This window comes from Bacteroides faecalis (assembly GCF_003865075.1).
GTDB lineage: Bacteria > Bacteroidota > Bacteroidia > Bacteroidales > Bacteroidaceae > Bacteroides > Bacteroides faecalis.
In genome coordinates this window covers 38,778-63,707 of record NZ_BHWB01000020.1, presented here as the reverse complement: position 1 = coordinate 63,707, position 24,930 = coordinate 38,778, and the positions used below count along the sequence as shown (strand labels likewise).

Here is a 24,930-nt window from a genome sequence, read left to right as displayed (position 1 = left end):
AATTTAGTCTTTCTTGCTATCATTTATTTGTGTATTTTTTCATTGCTATTTAAAAATAGTTATATTTGAACCACAAAATCTTATAGAGATGAAAAACAAAAGACTATTCTTAATTCTTGTAGTTTGCAATCTGCTAGCTACAATTGTAGTTGGACAAGAGCTTCCAACTCAAGGTGGTATATTTGAACAGTATATGAAACAGGCACAAACTTTTGCTTCAAATTATCCACGTGAGAAAGCTTATCTGCATTTTGATAATACGAGCTACTATATAGGTGACACAATTTGGTTTAAGGCTTATGTAACTCTTGCGGAACAGCCAACATTTAGTGAGATAAGTCGACCATTGTATGTGGAATTAATAGATCAGGCGGGGCATATCAGGGACAAGCAAATTATAAAACTCTCTCAAGGACAAGGAAGCGGACAGATAGCTCTTCCTAAGTCATTGTTGTCCGGTTACTATGAAGTGCGGGCTTATACTCGTTGGATGTTAGGATTTAGTGAACCACAATATTTCTCACGTACTTTCCCAATATACCAATTAGCAAGAGGGAATCAGTCGGAACGTAATATTACTAATTATGATTTGAGTACCTCTATGGATCAACGTCCGGAGATAACTAAAAAGAAATTAGATATAGGATTCTTTCCTGAGGGCGGGCAGTTAGTGGAAGGAATAGAGTCACGTGTCGCTTTTAAAGCAGAAAGTAATCGTGATGGAGACATTCAATTATCTGGAGCACTTTATTCTGCTGACGGAAAAGAACTCGCAAAATTAGAAACTATGCACGACGGTATGGGACATTTTAATTATACTCCCACATCTTCGCCGGCTGTTGCTAAAGTAAACTTTAAGGGAAATGAATATAAGTTTGAACTTCCGAAAGCACTTTCATCAGGCTATGTGATGAAGGTGGACAATGCCTCAGGTGTTCTTTCGGTAAATGTATTCTGTGATGCAAAAACAGCCCAAGATTCTTTGGCTATTTTTATTAGCCATGCCGGTAGACCTTATGCTTATAAAACAATATATTGTCAAGCAGATGCACCTCAACAGATGACGATGCGTACTCGTGACTTGCCTTCGGGGGTTATTCAGATTAGTCTTATCAATCGCGCAGGACATACATTATGTGAGCGTTTTACTTTTTGTTTTCCTAAAGCGCCTTTACGTATATCAGCTTCTGGATTGAAAAGAGTCTATGAACCATATGCGCCTATTCGTTGTGAGTTGCAGCTAAAAGATTCGTCTGGGAATCCTATAGCAGGTAATTTGTCTGTAAGTGTACGAGATGCATTACGCTCTGATTATTTGGAGTATGATAACAATCTATTTACCGATCTTTTGTTTACCTCCGATTTGAAAGGTTATATTCATCAACCAGGTTATTACTTAGTTGACATGGATACTAAAAAGCTGCAAGAACTGGATATCTTGATGTTAGTACATGGATGGCGTAAATATGATATGGAACAAATAATCGGAGTTACTCCATACACACCACTACAAAGACCAGAATCACAGTTGGTCCTGAATGGTCAGGTAAAATCGACTATTCTAAAGAATGAATTGAAAAATATCGGTCTTAGTGTAATGATTAAAAAAGAAGAAGGTATTATTACCGGGCAAACTGTAACAGATGAGAATGGGCGTTTTTCTATTCCTATGGAGGACTTTGAAGGAAGTGAGGAGGCTTTATTCCAAACACGTAGATTGAATAAAAATCGTAATAAGGATGCTTCTATTATGATTGATCGTAATTTCTCTCCTAAAGTACGGCCTCTTGATTATTTGGAATCTCATCCAGAATGGAAAGATTTGGATCAATGGAGACAAGTAGTAGATGATTTCGATTCTCTTTATCTGGATTCTCTTCGTAGAGTAGAAAGTGACTTCTTGTTGGATGAAGTTGTCGTCAAGAGTAAAAAACGCAAAGGTTACATGGATACGAAAATCAGTGAAAAGAGTATAGACGCTTACTATGATGTGCGTCAGATTGTTGATTTGTTGCGTGATCAAGGAAAAATTGTTAATTCGATTCCTGAATTCTTGGAAATACAGAGTCGGCAATTTCTTTGGGATAAAAGAGATGATTCATACACTTATCGGTTGAAGCCAATGAAGTTTATTTTCGATGGTAAAATTTTGTCTCGTGTTGAAGAAAAGATGATGTTGACTGAGATTGACGGATTGGCTTCAATGATTATATGTAAAGGAAGTCAGGCTATTCGTGATGAGATACTTAACAATTCCAGTCTATCTGGTGTAAATGATGTGTTGGATCTTAGTACTTCTGATGATCGCAGTATGACAGATGATATGAATAGAACAGACCCGGGCGATCTTAGTTCTACAAATAATGGTAGTACAAGTAATAGTAATACTTTGAATACTAATAAAAAATTAGATGTGACAAATTTAGATGAGTTTATATTTGTATATCTGATACCTCTCCCTCGCCATGATATTATGAATAAGAATGAAACTGCAGCGTGGGGAACCCGCAAGACTGTCATACAGGGGTACACACCTGTATTGGAATGTTATTCTCCTTCTTATCCGCAAAAACAGTTGTACATGGATAGGGTCGATAAGAGACGTACTCTTTATTGGAATCCTACTGTAAAGACAGATGCAGAAGGAAAGGCTGTAATCGAATGTTATAATAATCAGTATTCCACTCCTTTGGTCATTCAGGCGGAAACCATGACTGATGGTCGGATTGGAAGTGTTACTTATTCAACGATACCGGTAGCTGATAAATAGTTTTTTAGATAAAAGTTAGTTATATATTAATTTAAATTTAATGTAATATGAAGTATAGAAACCTTTTTCTTTCTATAGTATTAGGTTGTTCTACCTCTCTTTGCGCCCAGAATGCTTCTAGCGCTAAGGAGACTAGCGGTAATCCCATTTTTGAAGGATGGTATGCTGATCCGGAGGGAGTTGTGTTTAATAAGGAATATTGGGTTTATCCGACATATTCGGCCCCTTATGATGAACAGATTTTTATGGATGCCTTCTCATCCACTGATCTGGTAAATTGGAAAAAGCATCCCAGAGTAATTGAAAAAGAGAATATTAGTTGGCTACGACGTGCATTATGGGCACCGGCAGTCGTTCAGGAAAATGGGAAATATTATTTATTCTTTGGTGCTAATGACATCCAGAACAATAATGAACTGGGAGGAATTGGAGTAGCCGTAGCTGATAATCCGGCAGGACCTTTTAAAGATGCGTTGGGTAAACCGTTGATAGATAAAATTATTAATGGAGCGCAACCTATCGACCAGTATGTATTTAAAGATGATGATGGACAGTATTATATGTACTATGGTGGATGGAGACACTGTAATATGGTAAAGATGGCTCCGGATTTATTGAGTATAGTTCCTTTTGAAGATGGGACTATGTATAAGGAAGTAACTCCCGAAAATTATGTGGAAGGTCCGTTTATGTTGAAACGAAAAGGAAAATATTATTTCATGTGGTCTGAAGGCGGATGGGGTGGTCCTGATTATTGTGTGGCATATGCTATTGCAGATTCTCCTTTCGGTCCATTTAAGAGAGTCGGAAAGATTTTGGAACAAGATCTTTCTGTAGCTGTTGGGGCTGGTCATCATTCTTTGGTAAAAGGTCGGGGTAAAGATGAATGGTACATTATTTATCATCGCCGTCCGTTAGGAGAAACAGCGGCTAATAGCCGTGAAACTTGCATTGACCGATTGTATTTTGATAAAGATGGGTATATAAAGCCTGTAAAGATGACTTTCGAAGGAGTGAAGGCTAGTCCTCTAAAAAAATCTCGTTAATTGATATTATAACTTATAGGAGTGGTGCTTATTTTCTTGAGAACCACTCCTTAAATTCTGCAACTCTTGCCTTACTGACTAATATCTTTTCTTGATTCCCCAAATATCGCAGATTTATAGATGAACGGCTGTTGAACCATAAATCAATGTCTTTAATTGCTTCCCTTGAAACCAGATATTGGCGATTAGCCCTGAAGAATAGTGTCGGATTTAAGCAATCGGTAAGCTCATCCAACGTTTGAGGAAAATAGTGTTCCGTTCCGTCTGCCAAAACTCCTTTTACCTGACAGTCTTTGACATAGAACAATTGTATCATGTCTATTGAAACAAGTAATAATTTATCTCCTTTCAGAGGAATGAGAAAATGTGTTTTATAGTTTTCTTGTTTTTAGAGGGAATGAATTAATTGCGGTAATTCATTGTCATGCGTTTGTGAATCATCTTTATTTTTGAAGGGGGAATTCTGCAAACTTTCCAATTTTTCAAAAGCATGTTCTACGTCTTCTTTGCAGATAGGTTTCAACAAGTAGTCGATGCTATTTGCTTTAAATGCGCGTAAAGCGTATCCTTCATAAGTCGTGGCGAATATAATCGGACATGTAATATGGATATGCTCGAATATCTCGAAAGCGGAGCCATCTGCCAAATGAATATCCATGAATACCAGTTCTCAGGCATTGGATTGCTATTAAACCATTTCTCAAAAAACGGTCGGCAAGTGTTGGTTTCACTACGGTGGTGTGTTTAAGGAAAAGTGATGCCATCATCAGGATGTAAGTCAATGAAAGTATTAATGCACCAATGATGCAGAATATGAGCGTTTTTGCCATCGGAGTAAAGTATTTTCCTTCGATTCCGCTAAGCGTTAGAATAGGAAAGAATACGATTGAAATAATCAGTACTGCAAAAGTAGCAGAACGGACAACACCGGAGGCTCCTTTTTTGACTTCCGCATCCATTTCTTTTTTTGATAAAGTCCGTCCGCAGAATTGTTTTTCGTAAATATGCGCAAGAATACCTTCTACAATAACAATCGAACCGTCTACCACAATACCAAAGTCAATAGCACCTAAACTCATCAAATTGGCTGTGACATTAAAGATTCGCATCATGATGAAGGCAAAAAGCATTGCTAGTGGGATAACAGAGGCCACAATCAGCCCTGCGCGTACATTGCCGAGGAAGAGAATTAATACGAGGAATACGATAATAGCTCCTTCAATCAGGTTATTGACCACTGTTGAGATGTTTCGGTTTACTAGTTCCGAACGGTTAAGATAAGGTTCGATACTGACTCCTTCAGGCAAAAATGTTGTATTTTATCTACTCGTTGTTCCAGTTCACGAGTCACAACGCTGCATTAGCTCCTTTTAGCATCATGGCAATGCCGCCTACACATTTTCCTTCACCATCTTTGGGCATTGCACCAAAACGTTTGGGAGAACCAAAACGAACAATTCCTACATCACTAATATGTACGGGAATCCCGTTGCGGTTAGTTACTACAATCTGCTCAATATCTTTCGGACGGGTGATCATTCCTTCTGAACGGATATAATAGGCATTTTGACTTTCTCTATATAACTGTCTCCTGTATTTCGGTTGTTGCTGCTGAGGGCTCCGTATACTTCACCGATAGTAATGTTGAGTGAAAATAAAGCATCCGGATCTACTGCAACTTCCTATTGTTTCAGGTAGCCAGCGAAACTGTTTATTTCTACAATGCCCGGTATACCAGACAATTGCCATTTCACCATCCAATCCTGAATCGTACGCAGTTCCATCGCGTCATATTTATCTTCATATCTTGGAGCGACTTTCAGTATGTATTGATAGATTTCTCCCAATCCGGTAGTAATTGGCATCATCTCGGGTGTTCCCGATTCTGTAGGAATCTTGCCGGCTACGGTTTGTATTTGTTCATTGATTAGTTGCCGGGCATCAGAGTCGGTACCCTCTCTTTAAAGACTACCGTTACTACCGACAGACCAAAACGGCTAGCCGAACGAATGTCTTCTACATTCATAATATTGCTCATCGCTATTTCGATAGGCATGGTGATAAGTTGTTCTACTTCCTGAGGGGTAAGGGTAGGAGATACCGTTACAATCTGTACTTGATTGTTGGTGATGTCCGGCACTGCATCAATCGGCAATGTCATCATGGCATAGATACCTCCGATAAACAGAAAGAGTGTGGTAAGTCCCATAAATAGCTTCTTTTTAGTAGAAAAACGTACAATAGCTTTAAACATGATTCTCTATGTGTTATTGTTTCATGGTACAAAACTACAGACTAACTGCACTCGCACGTATCAAAAACAAGTGAAGTGGAAGTATTGCGGGGTGAAGTAACTAAATGATAGGTTGAAAATTAAATGAGTATTAATAGAAGAGTTGTGTTTTATTAATAGTAAAGTTGCTTTCATCTAATAGATAACTTGTTTTTAGCTGATAGATAACTATAATTGCAACTTTCATTTATACAAATGCAACTTCCATTTGTATAATCAGAACTTCCATTTGTATAATTGCAACTTTTGTTTTAAGTTTGTTTCAGGACGGAAAAGATTTTTCTATTAGGTAAGAACAAGTTTACTCTTAATAGAGAATAACTTTTCTATTAATAGATGAGAAGAAAATATATAATAATCTTCATTGTTTCTGGTTTATAAACTAAGTCTCAGGAATGTAATATTGACTTTTTATAAAACAAATCTTTCTCCTCCTTCGTTTTTATAATAAAGAGAAACTAAATTGCATTTGACATGAGAACGTTCATTTTAATGATAATAACTATGATTTCTAGTATTTCTTTAGAAGCTCAAAATAAATCGTTCTACGATTTTACAGTGACAACGATTGATGGGAAAGAATTTCCTCTTTCTTCACTGAAAGGAAAAAAAGTCTTGGTGGTAAATGTTGCTTCCAAATGTGGATTGACTCCGCAATACTCTGAATTGCAGGAGTTGTATGAGAAGTATAAAGATCAGGATTTTGTAATCATTGGTTTTCCGGCAAACAATTTTTTATGGCAGGAACCCGGAAGCAATGAAGAGATTGCTAAGTTCTGTTCTCTGAACTATAACGTTACTTTTCCGATGATGGCTAAGATCTCGGTAAAAGGCAAAGATATGGCTCCACTTTACCAATGGCTGACGAAAAAAGAATTCAATGGTAAAGAAGATGCTCCTGTTCAATGGAACTTTCAAAAGTTTATGATTGATGAGAACGGAAACTGGGTAGGTTTTGTTGCTCCCAAAGAAAGTCCGTTCTCGGAAAAGGTTGTTACTTGGATAGAGAAGGAATAAGTGGGACTCTTTTCAGTTCTCCTTCAAAGTTGGGAGTGAAAATACCCTTTCCAAGGTTTTCTTTTATTTCTTCAATATTCCAGAAACGTCCTCCGTCCAATTCGTCGCTGGGATGTATTTCTCCATCATAAACCGTCTTATGAACAAAGACCAGTTCTTTTTCACGGTCGGATTCGAAAACATAACTAGTAAGTGATTCAGGAATAAAGTCTGTGATGCCCAACTCTTCACGGACTTCGCGTTTAAGAGCAATTTCCACGCTCTCACCTAAATCTATATGTCCGCCTACCGCTGTGTCCCATTTTCCGGGTTGAATATCTTTCCATTCGGGTCTTTTTTGAAGGTATAAATCTCCTTGAGAGTTGAACACATGAAGATGGACTACCGGATGCAATATCTTGCTTCCGTTATGACATTCTCCACGCGTAGCAGCTCCGGTGATATTTCCCTGTTCATCAACGATAGGAAACATTTCTTGGTTATTATCGTTTGGCATACTATTTCTTTCTAAGGGATTAATAGAGATGAATCACCATAACTCAGGAAACGGAAGTCATGGTTTAGGGCATAATCATAAATTGTCCGCCAGTCTCCTTTTACAAATGCGGAAACAAGTAGCAATAATGTGCTTTGTGGCTGATGAAAGTTGGTAACTATTGCTTTTACTATTTTATAATTGTATCCCGGTGCGATGATAATCTGTGTACTGGAGTGCAGCGCTTCCATTCCGTGACGGTCGAGATAGCCTAATATCTTTTGTAAAGCAACTACCGCAGGGATTTCGTTATATTTTTCATAGGGTTGCCATTGTTTGACGTGCAACTCTTCTTCCGTTGCATCCGGATTGTCTGCAAGTGTAACTCCGATATGGTATAAACTTTCCAGAGTACGCACAGAAGTCGTTCCGACAGCAACAGCACAAGCGTTATGTTCTATTAGTTTCTTGATAGTATCACGATTGACGGAAATATATTCCGTATGCATTTCATGCCCTTCTATTTCTTCACTCTTTACTGGTTTGAATGTTCCCGCACCTACGTGAAGTGTCAATTCTTCAAGTTCTATTCCTTTTTCCTTAAGTGCATTCAATACATGGGGAGTAAAATGTAATCCCGCTGTTGGTGCGGCTACTGAACCTTTTATTTTAGAATAAACAGTTTGATAGGTTTCTTTATCACTTTCTTGTGTATCCCGGTTCAAATAAGGGGGGATAGGTAGTTCGCCGAATACTTCGAGAATGTCTGCAAAAGTTACCTCCGAATTGTCCCATGAGAAATCTATCCAATGACTAGTTCCTTTACATTCTCCTCTTGTTGCAATTAAGGTGATGGGGAAACCTTTCACAGTCATTTCACGTTTCAGTGCTCCGTCTTTCCATTTCTTTAAATTGCCGATCATACAAAGCCAGGCTGCATGCTCTGTTTGCTGAAAGTTTAATACATAGTCATTCGGCTCAATGGGCTCTAGGCAAAAGACCTCAATTAGTGCTCCGGTCTCTTTTCGGAAGTGGAGTCGTGCCTGTATAACTTTGGTGTTATTAAAGATCATCAGACTACCTTGTGGTAAAAAATCCGGCAAATAAGTAAAAGTGCTTTCACTTACTTCTCCATGGCGATATACCAATAATTTGGATTGATCACGAACGGGTAATGGAAATTTTGCAATGCGTTCATCCGGCAAAGGATAATTGTATTCACTGATACGAATGTGTTTCGGATTTTCTTTCATCTTTTTTTGTTGCTAAAAAAGGTTGGATATCTTAAAAGAGTTTCCTTTCCTTTTGTAAAAGTAACTGCTTAATAAGAATGAGGGATGTACACTTATATAGCAAAAAATGAGTTAGACCAAAGGTCTAACTCATTAACTCTCAGCTGTCGGGGTGAGAAGATTCGAACTTCCGACCACACGCCCCCCAGACGCGTACTCTAACCGGGCTGAGCTACACCCCGAATTGCGGATGCAAAAGTACAGATTAATTTTTAATTAGCAAATAATTCTTTTGGTTTTTGTGTATAGTCTGGATAATTTAATAGCTTTATCGTCTATTTATAAATAGTAATACAAGGTATAAATTCATTATTGTAATAGTGAAGAATTCTTTTTAGGGATGTAATATGACTGAAAGAAAGCCTTGAATTTTGTGGTATGTTAAATGCGGAAAAGTATATTGCATTTTTTATAAGAATAGCATGAATTTCTTCATCTATATACTTAAGAATTTGGATATAATTTGTTATATTTGCTGAGAAACTGATATTAATACAAGAATGAAATCTAACGGTGTTAATATGTTAATAATTATTTTGTTTTGAATAGGTCGAATTTATTTTATTATAAATGTAGATCTTCTGTATGTTGTTGGATAAATTATGAAATACAGCTTTACTTGGATCTAACAATCTGATAGTGGTTTTCTGTTAGTTATTTTATATTAGTAATTTGATATGGATAAATGGAAGAATGATCAATCACGATATCTTGCAATAAATGCGACAGATGAGAACTGGGGAATGGTAGTTACGACTATTGGCTGCCAGTTTATTCTCCCTCAGGGAGAATACCCTTCTTCGCATCACCCGGAACAATATAACCTTAAACCACAAACCGGTCGTGTATTGAATGAATATCAACTAGTTTATATTACTCAAGGTAGTGGTTATTTCTCTTCTCAGTCTTGCAAAAAGAGGAAGATTTATGGAGGAACAATGATATTATTGTTTCCAGGTGAATGGCATAATTATTATCCTGATAAAGATACTGGTTGGGATGAGTATTGGGTTGGTTTTCGTGGTTCTTATATGGATCAACAAGTAGAGAGAGGCTTTTTCTCGAAGAAAGAACCTTTGCACCAGATTAGATTAAGTGCTACTGTTGTAGGGCTTTATGAAGATATATTAAAATTAGCTGTTCAAGAAAAGTCCGGATACCAGCAAATAATTTCCGGTATTGTAATGCATATTTTAGGAGCGGTTTATTATAAGGAGAAAAATAACTCATTTAGTAATGTAGATGTTATTGATAAAATCAATCAAGCCCGCATTATTATAAAGCAGACTTTGGAAGAATCATTAAATCCTGAAGATTTAGCTACTCAGCTTGGATTAGGATATTCGTGGTTTCGTAGAGTCTTTAAAGAATATACAGGTGTTTCTCCTGTGCAATATCAACTTCAACAGAAAATGATCCAAGCAAAAGAATATTTAAATGATCCCTCTTCAACAATTGCTTCAATAGCTTATCGGCTTGGATTTGAGACAGTAGGACAGTTTTCTACTTTTTTTCGGAAGAGAGAAGGCGTGTCACCGACTAAATTTAGAGAGATGTTGAGGCTACCGGAAAATATAGAAAAGGAATAATGAGTTTATAACGGGAAGTAAACAGAAATACCACAGATTTCACTGAATTATAAATCAAATATTGAAACCCCTATTGAATATATTTATATAAATATTTAATAACTATGTGTCATCTGTGGTAAGATCTGTATATTTCCTTTTTGAAATAAAAATAAAAGATAGCAGCTATTTCCTGCTATCTTTTATTTTTTCTATTTGAAAAGAGTGATTTCAGCTAAATAAGTATAAGGTTGTCCTGAATAGTCGTTCTTCATATAGATTTGTACATATCTCATTGTGCATGGCTTTGTAAAACTGAATCTTTGAGTTGATCGGTTGTTTTTGAGAGTGAATTCTCCGCAACTGGTCCAATACGTTCCATCCATACTTCCCAATATCTGGAAATCTTTGAATGGATCTCCGCCATCTTGTCGGGGAGTTAATTCAAAACTTGTTACCTCATTTGTCTCTTTCATATCAAAACTGATCCAATGAGGAAATGGAGGACGTGGATTGCAAGTATGACAAGCATGCCAATAAGTTGTAATATCATCATCAATAATCTGCTTTGCCCATCCATATTTACCACCTTGTTCTCCAGTTTCTTCCTGTGTATCGAAATCTGTTATTTCCCAATTCTTTTTACTGATCTTTGTCATTGGTACTACATCTTTCTGCATTACACTTTTGAATGTGTCAATACATAGTGTATCAGGAATATACAAAGTGTAATGTGAAAATTTACTTCCCAACTTATAGTCTTTGATTGAAGAACTCTCTTGGTCAATAGCGATGTGAACAGTATCTACTTTATCTTGATTATTGGTATAACTAATCACAGTATAGATCGGCCCTAACGTTTTATCTACAGGTAGAAATTTTACAGATAATCCTTCTTCTGATGAGATAGGGGTTCCGTCCAAAGGGCGGTTCGTTAATCTGGATATAAAATTCTTACCATACGAATGACCGGTTTTGTAAACAGGGACAGAACGATTATTAAACTGATCGTATGTATATAGCTCGAAATTGTAAAGATTTTCTGGAAGATTAATAATCTGTCTTAATGTATCTACTTTTTCAGTTCTTTCAACAGGTACATCTAATGAGTCCCTTTTATTATTCCAGAAGATTAAACAACCGCATACTTTAGGGTCGGAAATGAGTAATCCTTCAACCATTACTCTCTCTTCACCAGAGTATATTTTCACTGAGTCTACTCTTCCGGTGTACGAGATTTCTCCATCTCCGATGAATTTTTTGTAATCATCCATAGGGGTACAAGCAAGTATTCCTCCGAATAAGAAACTGGCAATTACCAGATTTTTATATAATCTTTGTTTCATAGTTATTCTCAATTTTGTTTTCTGTTATCACCATAAACTTGAATCTCTGTCAGGTCTAACCAAGTGGTTCCTTCCCAGTTTAAAATCTGTTTCAGTCTAATGTATTTGGTACGAGGTGCTAATGGATCGAGTTCTACATTAAATCCGGCTTCCGCATAACGTTTGTCTTCATCGCTCATTTGTCCGTAAGGTAAACCGGAAGGTTTAATAACTTCATATCTGCTCAGTAAATACCAACTACTATCCCAACTTCCATCCGGATTTGGGTTTTGTGAACCCCAAACTTCAATGATACGTGGTGTTCCCCGGAAATAATATGGCCATGGACCGCTTGCCATCCATTCCGGATATGTCCAGAATTTAAGACGGCTTAATTGAGCTGTTTGTCCAATGTCAATGGTACAAGATGACGGACTACCATCTTCCGGTTGCGCTGTCATATAGCGTTGTGCTGCTGTTGTATTACCATCCCATAATTTTGCAATTCCTTCAGATCCACCGCGCTCGGGAGTGTCTCCTGGTAAACGTCCGTCTCTATATTTACTCTTTTCCAGATCTGTCTCAAAATATGGACTGATCTGTGCAAATATAGTATCGGTATAGTTCTGGAATTTATCACGAATAACGGCTCCCACCTCATAGGTTAGTGTATCCAGACCACGTAGAGTTTGATTTATATCTACAGTTTTAGTATAAATACCTTCCATATTGGCCCATTTGTCTAATGAGTCTTTATAGAAAACCTGGATGGCAAGATCGGCTTTTTCTTCATTCTCTGCAATTATTTTCACTCCCATAAAGTCTGCTCTTAATTCCATAGAACGTCGTACTGCCCAGATTGGACTTTCTTTGGGCTGTACTTGTATCGTGACGGGGTCAGAAGCGACTTCACTTTTGTTGTATGAGTATATTTTCACTTCATGTTCTTCTGTGTCAAAGAAACCATCCAATGTCATTGAATTGGTGTAGTATGAAGCGCGGACTTCACGTTGCTTACCTGATTGTAGTGTATATACTGCCTTTACATACAGTAAATCTTTATCATCGGGCAATGTATAGCTGATATCAACACTTCCTGCTCCGGGTTTCATTTGTATATTTGTGACTTGTCCCGGAGGAGTCTGATTGTCACTGAAAGGTTTCATGTTGTTATCTTCACTACATCCTGTAAGTCCCATATAGCAAGACAACAATAATGAGATAAATCTGATATTTTTTATATGTCTCATAATAATTGATCTTTTTTTGTTTATTTTCAATGCTTTATTGATAATTATTGCCATCCTGGATTTTGAACCAAATCGGTATTGACTCTTAAATCTTTTTCTGGAATAGGCCATAAATAATCTCGGGGAGCTATAAATTCTTGCATATAGAGAGTACGTTTCTGATAATAAGCTCTTGGCTCCTTCTGACTGATGTCCCAACCCTCAATTGGCTGGTTTAACTCGCTGTTTGCTGTTTTCCAACGGCGGAGATCCCAAAAGCGGTGTCCTTCAAATGCAAGTTCAATACATCTTTCGCGCTGTATGATTTCACGCATGCCATCTTTAGTGGTGGGTTTACTAGGATTCGTGGAATAATCTGTCCATGATTCGACGACTCCCTTCAGACCGGCACGTTTTCTTACTTCGTCTATATAATAATAAACATCATCATCCGGCACGTTTTTCCATTCGTTGAGCGCTTCTGCATACATTAAATATAGATCTGCCAAACGAATTTCAGGCCATGGATATACTTTACGTTGGCTGGATTGCGTGAAAGTTGATTCCCAATTAACTAGCTTTTTTACGAAATATCCCGTTGCTGAATAACGTCCTTGGATAACCCCGGCTCCTAGCTCTCCCAGTCGGCATTTTACCCAATAGGGTTCTTTATCCGATTTAGAAGGAATATCGTACATTAACCATGCGGATCTATCAAATGCGAGATCTGCATAGAAACGAGGTTCGCGGTCAAAATGCAAACGGGCAGTTTGTTCATTCGGTTGTATATTGATGCTTTCATCTTGGGTGGCAGTCCTTAAAGTTTCGTATTGAATATAATTCTGTGCTAAATATTTGTCTTCTGTGATAGGAACCCCATTTTTCGTATAGAACTTTTCTACCATTTTCAAAGGAGCAGCCATCTGTGCGAAATATGCGTCGTATGAGTAATCATCCCTTAGAGCTGCCATACAAATTTGTTGTATACGGTCAGCACGTGAGTTAGAGTTCCCCCATACGATTTCTTTGTTCCATGGGTCACAAATAGCATTACGAATACTCATTTTAGTAATGGATTCGTCTGTCATACTAATCTGAGATGTATTTTCGAAGTAAAACAATTTAGCTCCATCTTCTTCGGCTGCATCTATTGCTGCTCTTATTGCTATGACTGCACGCTCCCATTTTGTTGCATCATATTCTGTATTAACCAAAAGTTCCCCATCTTTATTTCTGAAATTAGAATAATCTGAGTTTCCGTTGAATAACGGACTGGCTGCCAATAAATATAACTTTGCTTTTGCCGCTAGAGCAATCGTTTTAGTGACACGTCCCAGTTCTGTTGTAGGACGAGAAATACTTGCAGGTAACTTTTCGTATGCTTGATCCAGTAATTTAGCAATGTAATCAACACATTCATCAACGGGTACACGCTTTACACGTACACCCTCTGGTGACGCATAGACCGGAATGTTTTTATCTATAAGAGGAATAGGGCCATACATCCTTAATAATAGATAGTGATAATACGCTTTCAAGAAAAGAGCTTCACCAATCCAACGGCTTCTTCTATCTAGTTCAAGATCCCTGACAATTGATTCATTTTGAATGTTTTCAAGAAATGTGTTACAAAGTCTTAATCCTATGAAATAGCCATTTGCACTTCTGTCTGAGTTCCATGCACTGTGGTAAGGGCGGTTTATATTCTGATATCCTTTGGCTATCGACCAAGCATCTTTATTGACCACACGTTCATCCAAATCTTCTGGCAACCAGGCTTCGTCAGCTCCAAAAAAGCCTACATTCCCATTCTCACTAGCATTCGACGGAAGTCTGGAATAACAACTGAACAAATATTTTTCAGCTTCTGTACTGTTAGAGAATGCATGTTCTATTGTTTGTACATTATCAGGAACAACATCCAAGAAATCACAAGAAAATGCGATAAGAGTCCAAATGCACACACTGGAAACTTTCAATATATCGAGAAATTTCCCTATATGACTAGAATATATTATTTTCATTTCTATTATTGTTTAAATTCCAATTGTTAAACCTATGTTGAAAACTCTCTGAACAGGATATCCTATGCCGTTACCTCCCATTTCAGGATCCCACATCTTGAATTTACTCCAAACAAACAGATTGGATGCATTAAAGTAAAGACGCAGATTACTCATATTCCATTTAGAAAGAATTTTAGTCGGTATATTGTAACCAAGTTCAATATTCTTCAAACGTAAAAATGCTCCGTCTCGTAACCACCAAGTGGAGATCTGATTATTGTTTTCTACTTGTACCGGGCTTAAACGTGGCCAGAAAGCGTAAATGTTTCTGTTATCTTCAGACCAATGATCATCTGCAATAACTTCTAATAATCCGTTTTGATTTCCTCCACTAATTACAAATGGAGACAGATTTGACGGGTTGATTTGGAAAGAACGATGGCCTAATCCTTGGAAGAAAAAGCTAAAATCAAAGTCTTTCCATCCTAGAGATGCACCGAAGCCGTAGTTAATTTCCGGTTCTGTTGGTAATCCGATGGGAACCGCGTCTGCTTCTGTTATCTGTCCATCACCGTTCATGTCCCGATATTTGATATCACCGGCTCCGTATTTACCAAATGTCTGATTCGGTGAATTTGCGACATCTGCGTCATCTACAAATAATCGTTCAGCAATAAGGCCGTATGTTGTATTATAAGGTAGTCCAACTCGGGTACGATAGTATTCATTAGATGGATATGAAGGTTCATCGGATACTTTTAACTCATTATGTGCATAGGTGAAATTGAAGCGAGACTGTATCCACATTGAATTTGTAAATGCTTTATTATATTCTAATGATAAATCCATTCCATGATTGGATACTTCTCCTACGTTAGCTTTTACTGAAGCTGTTAATCCCATTGTGTTAGGAATATACGAACGATCCATTAGAATATTTGAACGATATTGAGTGAAATATTCGGCTGTAAGATTAAACCCCATACCAGATATATCTACTGCTATATTTGTCTGCTTAGAGGTTTCCCATCCGATCTTTTCGTTAGCGTAACGACTGATAGAAACTCCCGGACGATGATAACTGTATAATTCTCCAAATGTATAACCGTAACCTTCATCTGATAAGTTCACATTAGATAGATAAAAGAAGCGGTCATTTTCATTTCCGATTTGATCATTTCCTACCAAACCGTACGAGCCTCTGATTTTAAAACTTTCAATTTTGTCTTTTAGAGGTTCCCAGAATTTTTCATTAGCTATATTCCACGCAAGACCTATCGATGGAAAGAATCCCCAACGATTATTTTTATGGAAACGTTCGCTTGCATTCAGACCGAAATTGAATTCTGCAAAATAACGGGAATCATAATTATAAGCTGCACGTCCGGACAAACCCACATTACGGGAAGGGAGAGATGCTTGTAAGTTTCCGGCATTACCTGTTGAGTAATCAGATATGCGTCCGATTAGCAATGCATTTACACTGTGTGTTTCTCTAAATACACGATCATAGGTTGCTACTACTTCAGCATACATTTTGCTATTTACAACTTTTTTTCCCTCATTATAACTTAGATATTCAGTACCAACATTTCCAATTGAATTAGAACCGCCGTCGTTATATGGCAGTAGTGAGATATTTCCATATTCATCTGTGTTAGCTTTATAAAAAAATGGATTGAAATTACGGGAAACTTCAAATTCAGAGTATCTCTCGACATAACCCATAGCACGTATTTTGAGTCCGTCAGTAATGAATTTCAAGTCTTGCCTTAGTTCAAATTGCGCATTAATTCTGGAAGTTTTCTTCGCTGAATATCCGGAAACCATTTTAGCATACGGATTTTCGTATAATGTAGTGCTATTTGGGATTAGAGCATTTCCAAATAATTCATGATTGGCATACGGTGACATTGATTTGGGATAGGTTGCCGGGAACATTACTGGATTTGACCAGATAGCAGAATTAAAAACAGAACTTCCACCACCAATAGGACCGTTTTGATCGTCAAATTGTCCGTAAACACGAATAATAGCTTCTGTAGTAGAGGTTACATGAAGATTGGTATTTGATCGAATAGAGTAGTTTCTTAATTTTGAATTGTTGTCAAATTGTTTGGAAGCACCGCTTTTCAAAATACCATTATCTATATTCAGTGTACCTGCAATATAGTATTGAGCAACTTTTCCACCTCCCGATACATTCATATTGTATCGTTGGTTCATCGTATTGTCTTTAATTAATTGATCGATCCAATTGTTATTGGGATAGAGTAATGGATTATCTCCATTTCGTGTATGATCAATTTTATTTTGTGTATATGGTAAAGTTGCCAATGGGTCTCTGGTTAGTGCAGCCTCATTTGCTAATTCCATATAGGTGATGTTGTCGGTAAATTTAAAATTTCTGGTATTCGTGGAAATAGAGTTCTCGACACGAAAATTAAATTTAGTTTTTGACTCTTTACCCGATTTTGTATTTACCAGGATAACGCCATTCGCACCACGAGAACCATATACAGCAGATGCTGTGGCATCCTTTAAAACAGAAAAAGATTCTATATCATCGGGCTGTAAACGTGCCAAATCATTGTTACTTGATTCTATTCCATCAATTAATATTAATGGATCTACTTTACCGGCTCCAAAAGAGCCTACGCCACGAACGAAGAATTTGGCATTATCCTGTCCTGGTTCTCCACTGGTTTGATAAGAGATAATACCTGCTATACGTCCGGATAACATGGTTGTCAAGTTACTTGTTGGGCCTTTGATGTCTTTAACCTTAACTGTCGTGATTGAACTGACAACACTTTCTTTTTTCTGTGTACCGAAGCCTACAACTACCACTTCATCTAATGCTTTGTTTTCTTCTTCCATGATAATTTTAAGCCGTTTATCATCTGTTATCTTCTTTACTTGGGTTTTCATTCCAATAAAAGAGAATTTCAATACATCTCCAACTCTGGCAGCAATTGTAAAATTACCGTCTATATCAGAGACTACTCCGATGTTCGTTCCTTCGATGACAATACTTACTCCAGGTAAGAAATTGCCGTCTAAGTCAGTAATAACACCTATGATTTTACCATCTTGCATTACATTGTCCACTGAATTAATTCCAAGCATATTATTTGCATAGCTTGGAGTGGCCGATAATATGATAAATATACTAATGAATGGTAATATTGAATGTCGAAAATAGTAGGGAAGAGATTTTCTTCTTTTACTGCTTTTTTTCAAATTCTCATTCCAATATAGATGAGAACTCTTTTTTAGAGTTTCTTTAAAATGTTGCATGAAATAAGCGTTTAAAGTTAATTGTATTAATTTATAAGTTAACGACTTTTGTATAAATTCCAGATAATCACTTTTTGAGTCTATTACTGGGAATATGAGTTTGAAGTAAACAGAATAAAGAGAGAATTCAGTTTTCTCTTTGCTTTTTAATTTCTGTCTTTGAACAGTGCTTATAGTCCTGATAATTATAAAATAACTGTTATTTTTATTTTGTATTGTACTGATTTATGGACTAATTTAGGTGCTTTTCTGCATATCAAAGATATGCCGTATTTTTGTACTTAGAAGATGTTGTTATGTCATAGGCTTTTTAAGTTTAACGGGTTATACATTTCTCATTAATAATACTAATTTGTGTTTCCTGTAAATTATGTTGTGATTTATGAATGCAAATATACGCTGTATTTGTTATTTATAGTTTAAAATAATGATATTTGTTCTTTCAATTATGATACTTACTTTATTTTTTTATATAATTCAATTATAACTCAAAAAAATCCATTTAAATATTTTAATTAATAAGTTCAAAATTGAATTTTAGTTGTGATTTATATATGTGGTGTGTAAAAGGATATATGTTATGATAATATCTTATATATGTTTTTAAATAGGAGTTATTGGTTTTGTATTAAAACGATTTATAGTGTGTATGTGCTTATTTTAGTAATTATAAATTATTGATTATTGCATGGAGATAATAGATTTGTGTTTTTTTTGTCTAATTAGTAATGTTTCAAATAGTAATAATTCCATAGTTGCTTGTTGATCTTTGATTATGTTGTGTATTATTCTATTAAATTAGAATTATATAAGTTTAAATATATTATTTATAATAGGGATTTATAAACCCAATGTTTTTATTTGTATAAGCCATTTTCTGGAGAATTTGTTTTATTTGAGAGTTCTTTTGTTTTTTGATATATGCTTGGAATATAAACTGATAATTAATTTAGATGATCTATTTGTGTTAATTAAATTTATTTGATTAAAGCTTTCTTGAAGCTAATTGAAGTGTTGTTTCGGGATCAAATCAAATAGAATATTCTCTTAAAGGCTTAATATATTGATATTTGAAAGTTACTTTTCTAAAAGATTATAAACAGATGTCTTATATTCTATTTGCTTTCTTTGTTGTTTGAAAATTTTTCTGTAATATTACTGCTTTTATTAATCGGATTGATAATATTACTCATTCATTATTTCGTTGAATAGAGTAATGATCTTATTTGAAGTTTGTGAATTATGTCTGGTTGGAGATTGATAATTTGGATTTTTAATTTGGTAACTACAAGTATATATGCGTTTATTCTTATTATGTCTCATATTGACACTGGTTTCATGTCATTCTCCATTAGAGAAAGCATTGAGTGCAGCAGGTGAAAATCGCTCTCAATTGGAGAAAGTATTATATCACTATAAACAAGACGAAAAAGATTCTTTAAAATTAAAAGCTGCCATATTTCTAATTGAGAATATGCCTGGACATCAATCTTTGGGTGGATCTTATATTGATAAATATTATAAGGAGACAGACTCTATTCTTAGTAACGATTTCGATGCAAATTGGCAAAAACACTTGGAAGATGTATCTTTTAAATATAGTTCTTTATTAGTGCCAGTAAAAGATATACAGACAGTAAACGCTAAATATTTGATTGCTAATATTGATAGTGCTTTCCATGTGTGGCAAGACAAACCATGGGCAAAGCATATTGATTTTGCAGATTTCTGTGAATATATCTTGCCATATAAAGTAGTAGAATATCAGCCAATTGAGAATTGGAGGGAATTGTTTTATGGAAAGTTTGAAGAGTCAATGAATGATGTGATGAAATTTTGTGCCACAAATGGGAATTCATCATATTGGGCGTGCACTCATATAAACCAAAACTTGCGAAACCAACATTTTGGTTTTACTGTATTGAATTTGGCGGTACCTCTCTTGCATCCATCACTTTTAGTAAAACTACCAGCCGGTACTTGTTTTGAGCATTGTTTAACAGCAATCAATGTGATGCGTTCTAAAGGAATTCCTGTTGCTTTGGATTTTACCCCTCAATGGCCTTATCAGTCGCAAGGACATTTTTGGTGTGTAGTATTAACCGATAATGGACAAAATGTAATATTTGCGGGAGTAGAATCTGATCCTGGACATCCTCATATCGCAGATAAAAAGATGGCTAAAGTTTTCAGGTACACTTATGCACATAATTGTGATTTACAGGAGTTGAACAAAAAAGAACGATATGTTCCTTTCGTATTTCAAGACTGTTTTATTAAAGATGTAACTTCTGAGTATACGCAAACATGTGATGTTGAAATTGAGATTCCGTCCGAGTTGAAACAAGACAATCAGTATGTTTATTTAGCTATTTTCGATAATCAACAATGGGCTCCGATAAACTGGGCAAAAATAAAAAATGGCAAAGCTTTATTTAAAGATATGGGTAGAGATATTATATATATGCCAATCTATTGTACCTCAAAGGGAATTCAAACAATGTCGTATCCATTCTTATTAGATCAAATGGGAAAAGTGCATGATCTAAAAGCAGATACATTGACTAAGCAGAAGATTCGTCTAAATAGGAAGTATCCTACAACAGAAAGAATCTTATTTGGTGCTGAGAGATTGATCGGTGGTAAGATACAAGTTGCTAACCATGCCGATTTCAAGGACTCTTTAACCCTGTATCAAATATCAGATTTATGTAGTAGTGGTAAGTTTACCAATATTCCGGATTCAGCATGGCGTTATTGGCGTTATCTTTCTCCGGGAAATTCTTATGGTAATATCTCCGAATTGGCATTTTTCAAGAAGGATTCTATAAAGCCCACAAAAGGGAGAATTATAGGTACTGGAGGTAGTTTTGATGACGATCCGTCCAAACTTAAAGAAGTGGTTTTTGACGGTGATCCTCTTACTTCTCTGGATACTCCTGTTAGAGATGGGGCTTGGGTAGGAATGGATTTCGGAGAAAAGGTTAAGTTTGAGAAAATTATATATATACCACGAACTGACGGTAATATGATTCAATTGGGTGATACCTATGAATTGTATTGGTGGAGTATTAATGGCTGGAAACGTCTAGGTGGCAAAAAGGTTGCAGAAGATATTGTATTGGAATATGCTAATGCTCCTACCAATGCTCTTTTTTGGCTAAGAAATATTAGTCGAGGGAAGGAAGAAAGTGTTTTTATATATCAAGATGGTGAACAAGTTTTTCGGTGAATTTTGATTATAAATAATCTTTTTGCTTCTGTAGCAGAAGTAATGAGTTAAAAATGAATGGGAATTATCGGAATATATAAAAATCAAGTACAAAAATAGCAGTTTATTCTTTTTTAATTGTTTTTCCCATCCTAATTCTTCTATTTCTTTATTTCATTTATCTTTAATAAACGGTCATTCATTTATGCTATTTTTCCATCAATTATTGAATTGTTTACTTCTATAAAAGGATGATCTTTATAGAGTTTGTTACTACAACTATACATTTGCAAAATAAAGCAAAGTGAATAGATTGTAATAATCGGTATATTTATGTTTTTTCTTATAATTGTGTGTTTTTTATTTATAGATAAAAGATGAGGTTAAATGCAAGAAGTACTAGAATATGTTGTATGAATTTTGATATATATTGAAGTTTAATAGAATCTATTTTGTTTAATTATTTATCGAGCTTTTTTGATTCTTAATATGCTTTTGATTAATTCTGTTATCAAAAGGATGGGCATATTTTATTCAAAACTGATTTAACAACGGAACTAAGTATTACTAATTTATTGATTATTTTTATAGCAAAGAAGTGGCTTTTAAAAACTTCAAATTTTCAGTTATCAAAGCCACTTCATAATTGGCATTTTTTTGTTATAGAATGCCATTTTTGCATTTGTGTTGTTATTTTAAATTCAAATCTCTCGATTTGAGCAATCTATTGTAATTTTGTTCTTCTCGGGAATGAATAAAACCCCATTTTTCTCTTTTTCCATGATGCCTTTTTTACAAATGATTCCGTAATTAATATTTTTCATTTGACCCTTCAGTATCCGCTTATTAGTAAGATTTAGCGGAAATGTTTTATCTTTAGCTACATTCAACTTCATTACCCATTGATTCTCATCATTACTTTTGATTTCAATATGTTTTTCATTCATAGTAAAAATATACTCTTTACCAGAAGCGGATTTACAAATTATTTCTGTTGCTTTTTTTCCTAATACTTTAACTAACATCTTCTCCATGATCACTTCATTAGGGTGATTATTGGCATCTATTGTATATATCCGAATACCGGCTAAGTCCTTGGGAGCACTCCATAGGAAACCGTCAATGATAGGGCAAGTCATATAAACACATTGATTAGAAGTACAAGGTTGTTTCAGATAATCAGATTCTAGGTTTTCATCAAATAGTTGAATGTCTCTGAAACGAATTGTGTTATTTTCCCATAGAAGATTTGTCCGATAAAAACGACTGTTGAACCATACTGTTTTTTGTCCATTGTCATATGTGTCTGTAAGTGCTGTGACGGATGTTGGCGGATTCAGTGGATACTTCTTTTTAAACCATTCGCCTGAAGTTTCCAATGTTTCTATTCTAATTTTACCTTGTTGTTGTAGTGATGCAAGGATTGGTATTTGCATTTTGAGTCCTTTCTCCATAGCTTTCCAAGTGAAAGAATTTTCTTGTCCTGCTTGTGTATAATTGAATCCGAGGCATGGATCTTCAAAGATCGATTTAAAGAAACGTCTTACCCACTGTTCACTTTCACCAGCATTTCCGTATACAGGTTCCAGAGTGATTACTCCTTGTATTGAATGTCCTACACCTGTGTCATATTGGTAAATAGGATCACTTCCTAACATACGGAATACGGGTACTGGAATCTGTCCTTTAGCTGTTTGTGCAGGCATATATCCGTTGAGGCGACTCGGATAATAGGCCTGATTCCAATATCCTCCCCAAAGTGTATAGCCATCAGTTCCATATTGGTCTTTGCAGTTACATGAAGCTTTGATACCATACTTATCATACATGTAGCCTAATGAATGTGCGTCGATAAACCAAGAACCTATGGAGGCTGGGTATTTACCAAATATAGATTTGAATTTTTCCATGTAGACGTCTACTAGTTTTTCTCTTTCTTCTGGAGTATATCCGGTAGCAAATCCAACATCCGCATGCCAATCCCAGGCATAACGTCCTCTCCATGTTAATCCGGCAGCTTCTACATGCGGTTGTGTGATTTCCCACCATCCACCGATTTCGGAACCACGTTTTATTTCTTTCTTAAGTAGAGTTTGATAACGCGGGTTGATGAGGGCGTCATACTGCAACAGAAAGGTTCCTTGTAGATTGTACTTTGTGAGTAGCTTTACTTGTTCGTTAACAGTCTCATATAAAACCTGTTCTGTTATATTTTTATCTCTAGGTTCTACTTGACGAATAAAGTTAATGATATTAACAATTCTTGGGTTGTCTTGAGAAGAACTACTTTTAGCTATGGTATTTGTTGAAGCTAATAGTAGTAATAATAGTAGTACATTTTTAAGTTTTTTCATTCTGTCTATATTTAATTTAAATTAGCTGGTCATATTGATGACGCAAAGCTAGTAAATAGAAAGTAACAAACGATACTCTACTATGCCAAATTTCTGTCAAATTAAAAAAAGTCTTTGTAACATACAGTGATGGTATTGTAGAGTACATTCTAACTAATTGATTATTAGGTGATAATAAATACTTGTTAGAATGGTAAAGTACAACTGAATTCTCTTTTTTATTAGCTTTACGATAATATTTAGGTCTTCTACCAAACTTCCTTCATAAATTTCATTTTTATACTTACACAAATTGTTCATGCCAATAAGTTTTTCACTTGTTATCTAATATAATAACATATTGGATTTGAATGATGTTACTACCTTGAATACATTGTCGCAAATAACCCTATTTGTTTTGGAACTACATATAACATAATTTTTTAAGGTTTGTCCTCCATATTTAAATAGTATCAAATATACCTTATCATTAGTACTAACTATTTTACGAATTAGTTCTTTTTTTAAAGTTGCCTTTTTTTTGAGTTCATCCAATACTTTTTCATGTTCAATCACCGGAATAGAAGGAACTGTCCCCGGTTCAATTGTATAGAATTGGGGTAAAACATATCGTACTCTCTTTTCTGTCTTTTGGATGATAGAATCTTCCGAGAAAGTCGTATTTGTCCAATTAGAAGCATGAAATGCTGAAGCTAACACATTCGGGCAAGTGAGTAAATTTATATAAGAATCAATATTATTATCGCTTAATCTTTCAATAAATTCGTATGAAATCAACTCTATATCTTTAGCATTCGTTACAAATTGAGTGGTCCAATTACGAAAAAGATTTTCAAAGTTACATTCACAAGAAGATATAGGCTGTCCATATTCATAGATATTAATTATAGATGTATCTGTCTGTTGTACCAAAACAGTGCTTCTCTGAGCCTGTAAAGTAAATGGTAATAAAAATGAGACAATCATCAATTGCAGTTTTTTCATTATTCTATTATGTTATGAAAAGAGAGTTCCTTTATTGTAGTTCATTATGTGCTAAGAGCG

At 35.5% G+C, this 24,930-nt stretch carries 13 protein-coding genes, 1 tRNA gene and 2 pseudogenes; 5 read left to right on the top strand and 11 right to left on the bottom strand.

Going from position 1 to position 24,930, the window contains the following annotated elements:
* The first annotated feature begins 88 nt into the window (after positions 1 to 88).
* Positions 89 to 2,770, top strand: a complete 2,682-nt coding sequence (locus tag EJF25_RS20995; protein WP_125042597.1) for a hypothetical protein — start codon at positions 89 to 91, stop codon at positions 2,768 to 2,770.
* 47 nt (positions 2,771 to 2,817) lie between these two features.
* On the top strand, positions 2,818 to 3,816 hold the full coding sequence (locus tag EJF25_RS20990; RefSeq protein WP_125042596.1) for a glycoside hydrolase family 43 protein: 999 nt from the start codon (positions 2,818 to 2,820) through the stop codon (positions 3,814 to 3,816).
* Positions 3,817 to 3,844: 28 nt separating this feature from the next.
* Here the strand turns inward: EJF25_RS20990 and EJF25_RS20985 are convergent.
* Positions 3,845 to 4,515 (bottom strand): annotated as a pseudogene (locus tag EJF25_RS20985) (LytR/AlgR family response regulator transcription factor); the annotation flags it as partial.
* A 5-nt stretch (positions 4,516 to 4,520) separates the two neighbouring features.
* Positions 4,521 to 6,070 (bottom strand): annotated as a pseudogene (locus tag EJF25_RS20980) (efflux RND transporter permease subunit); the annotation flags it as partial.
* A 513-nt stretch (positions 6,071 to 6,583) separates the two neighbouring features.
* On the opposite strand from EJF25_RS20980, the gene EJF25_RS20975 reads away from it, so the two are divergent.
* The gene (locus EJF25_RS20975) at positions 6,584 to 7,126 is read left to right on the top strand and encodes a glutathione peroxidase (RefSeq protein ID WP_125042595.1); all 543 of its coding nucleotides are present in this window, start codon (positions 6,584 to 6,586) and stop codon (positions 7,124 to 7,126) included.
* Here EJF25_RS20975 and EJF25_RS20970 read toward each other — a convergent pair.
* The 3 genes from EJF25_RS20970 to EJF25_RS20960 form a co-directional block, all read right to left on the bottom strand.
* Positions 7,104 to 7,622: an NUDIX hydrolase gene (locus EJF25_RS20970; RefSeq protein WP_125042594.1), complete on the bottom strand. Its 519-nt coding sequence runs from the start codon at positions 7,620 to 7,622 to the stop codon at positions 7,104 to 7,106. The genes EJF25_RS20975 and EJF25_RS20970 overlap by 23 nt on opposite strands.
* An 11-nt stretch (positions 7,623 to 7,633) precedes the next feature.
* Entirely contained in the window at positions 7,634 to 8,854 is a 1,221-nt protein-coding gene (locus tag EJF25_RS20965; RefSeq protein WP_125042593.1) for an S-adenosylmethionine:tRNA ribosyltransferase-isomerase, read from the bottom strand.
* A 146-nt stretch (positions 8,855 to 9,000) separates the two neighbouring features.
* Positions 9,001 to 9,075, bottom strand: a tRNA-Pro gene (locus tag EJF25_RS20960).
* Positions 9,076 to 9,570: 495 nt separating this feature from the next.
* Here EJF25_RS20960 and EJF25_RS20955 point away from each other — a divergent pair.
* Complete coding sequence (locus EJF25_RS20955; RefSeq protein WP_125042592.1) at positions 9,571 to 10,482, top strand: AraC family transcriptional regulator; 912 nt, start codon at positions 9,571 to 9,573, stop codon at positions 10,480 to 10,482.
* A 191-nt stretch (positions 10,483 to 10,673) separates the two neighbouring features.
* Here EJF25_RS20955 and EJF25_RS20950 read toward each other — a convergent pair whose 3' ends face one another.
* From EJF25_RS20950 to EJF25_RS20935, 4 genes are read right to left on the bottom strand one after another with little or no spacing between them, the layout of a single operon-like run.
* On the bottom strand, positions 10,674 to 11,807 hold the full coding sequence (locus EJF25_RS20950) for a DUF4998 domain-containing protein (protein ID WP_125042591.1): 1,134 nt from the start codon (positions 11,805 to 11,807) through the stop codon (positions 10,674 to 10,676).
* 8 nt (positions 11,808 to 11,815) lie between these two features.
* Positions 11,816 to 13,036: a DUF5000 domain-containing lipoprotein gene (locus tag EJF25_RS20945; protein WP_160119435.1), complete on the bottom strand. Its 1,221-nt coding sequence runs from the start codon at positions 13,034 to 13,036 to the stop codon at positions 11,816 to 11,818.
* A 44-nt stretch (positions 13,037 to 13,080) separates the two neighbouring features.
* Positions 13,081 to 15,039 carry a RagB/SusD family nutrient uptake outer membrane protein gene (locus EJF25_RS20940; RefSeq protein ID WP_125042589.1) on the bottom strand — a complete coding sequence of 653 codons (1,959 nt, stop codon included), beginning with the start codon at positions 15,037 to 15,039 and terminating at the stop codon, positions 13,081 to 13,083.
* Between the two features lie 12 nt (positions 15,040 to 15,051).
* Complete coding sequence (locus tag EJF25_RS20935; RefSeq protein ID WP_125042588.1) at positions 15,052 to 18,150, bottom strand: SusC/RagA family TonB-linked outer membrane protein; 3,099 nt, start codon at positions 18,148 to 18,150, stop codon at positions 15,052 to 15,054.
* Positions 18,151 to 19,618: 1,468 nt separating this feature from the next.
* Here EJF25_RS20935 and EJF25_RS20930 point away from each other — a divergent pair.
* Positions 19,619 to 21,553, top strand: a complete 1,935-nt coding sequence (locus EJF25_RS20930; protein WP_125042587.1) for a hypothetical protein — start codon at positions 19,619 to 19,621, stop codon at positions 21,551 to 21,553.
* Between the two features lie 680 nt (positions 21,554 to 22,233).
* On the opposite strand, the gene EJF25_RS20925 is transcribed toward EJF25_RS20930, so the two are convergent.
* Both EJF25_RS20925 and EJF25_RS20920 read right to left on the bottom strand, forming a co-directional pair.
* A complete protein-coding gene (locus EJF25_RS20925) occupies positions 22,234 to 23,886 on the bottom strand; it encodes a hypothetical protein (protein ID WP_125042586.1) in 1,653 nt (550 codons plus the stop codon).
* A 324-nt stretch (positions 23,887 to 24,210) separates the two neighbouring features.
* A complete protein-coding gene (locus tag EJF25_RS20920; RefSeq protein WP_125042585.1) occupies positions 24,211 to 24,870 on the bottom strand; it encodes a hypothetical protein in 660 nt (219 codons plus the stop codon).
* Positions 24,871 to 24,930: the final 60 nt, after the last annotated feature.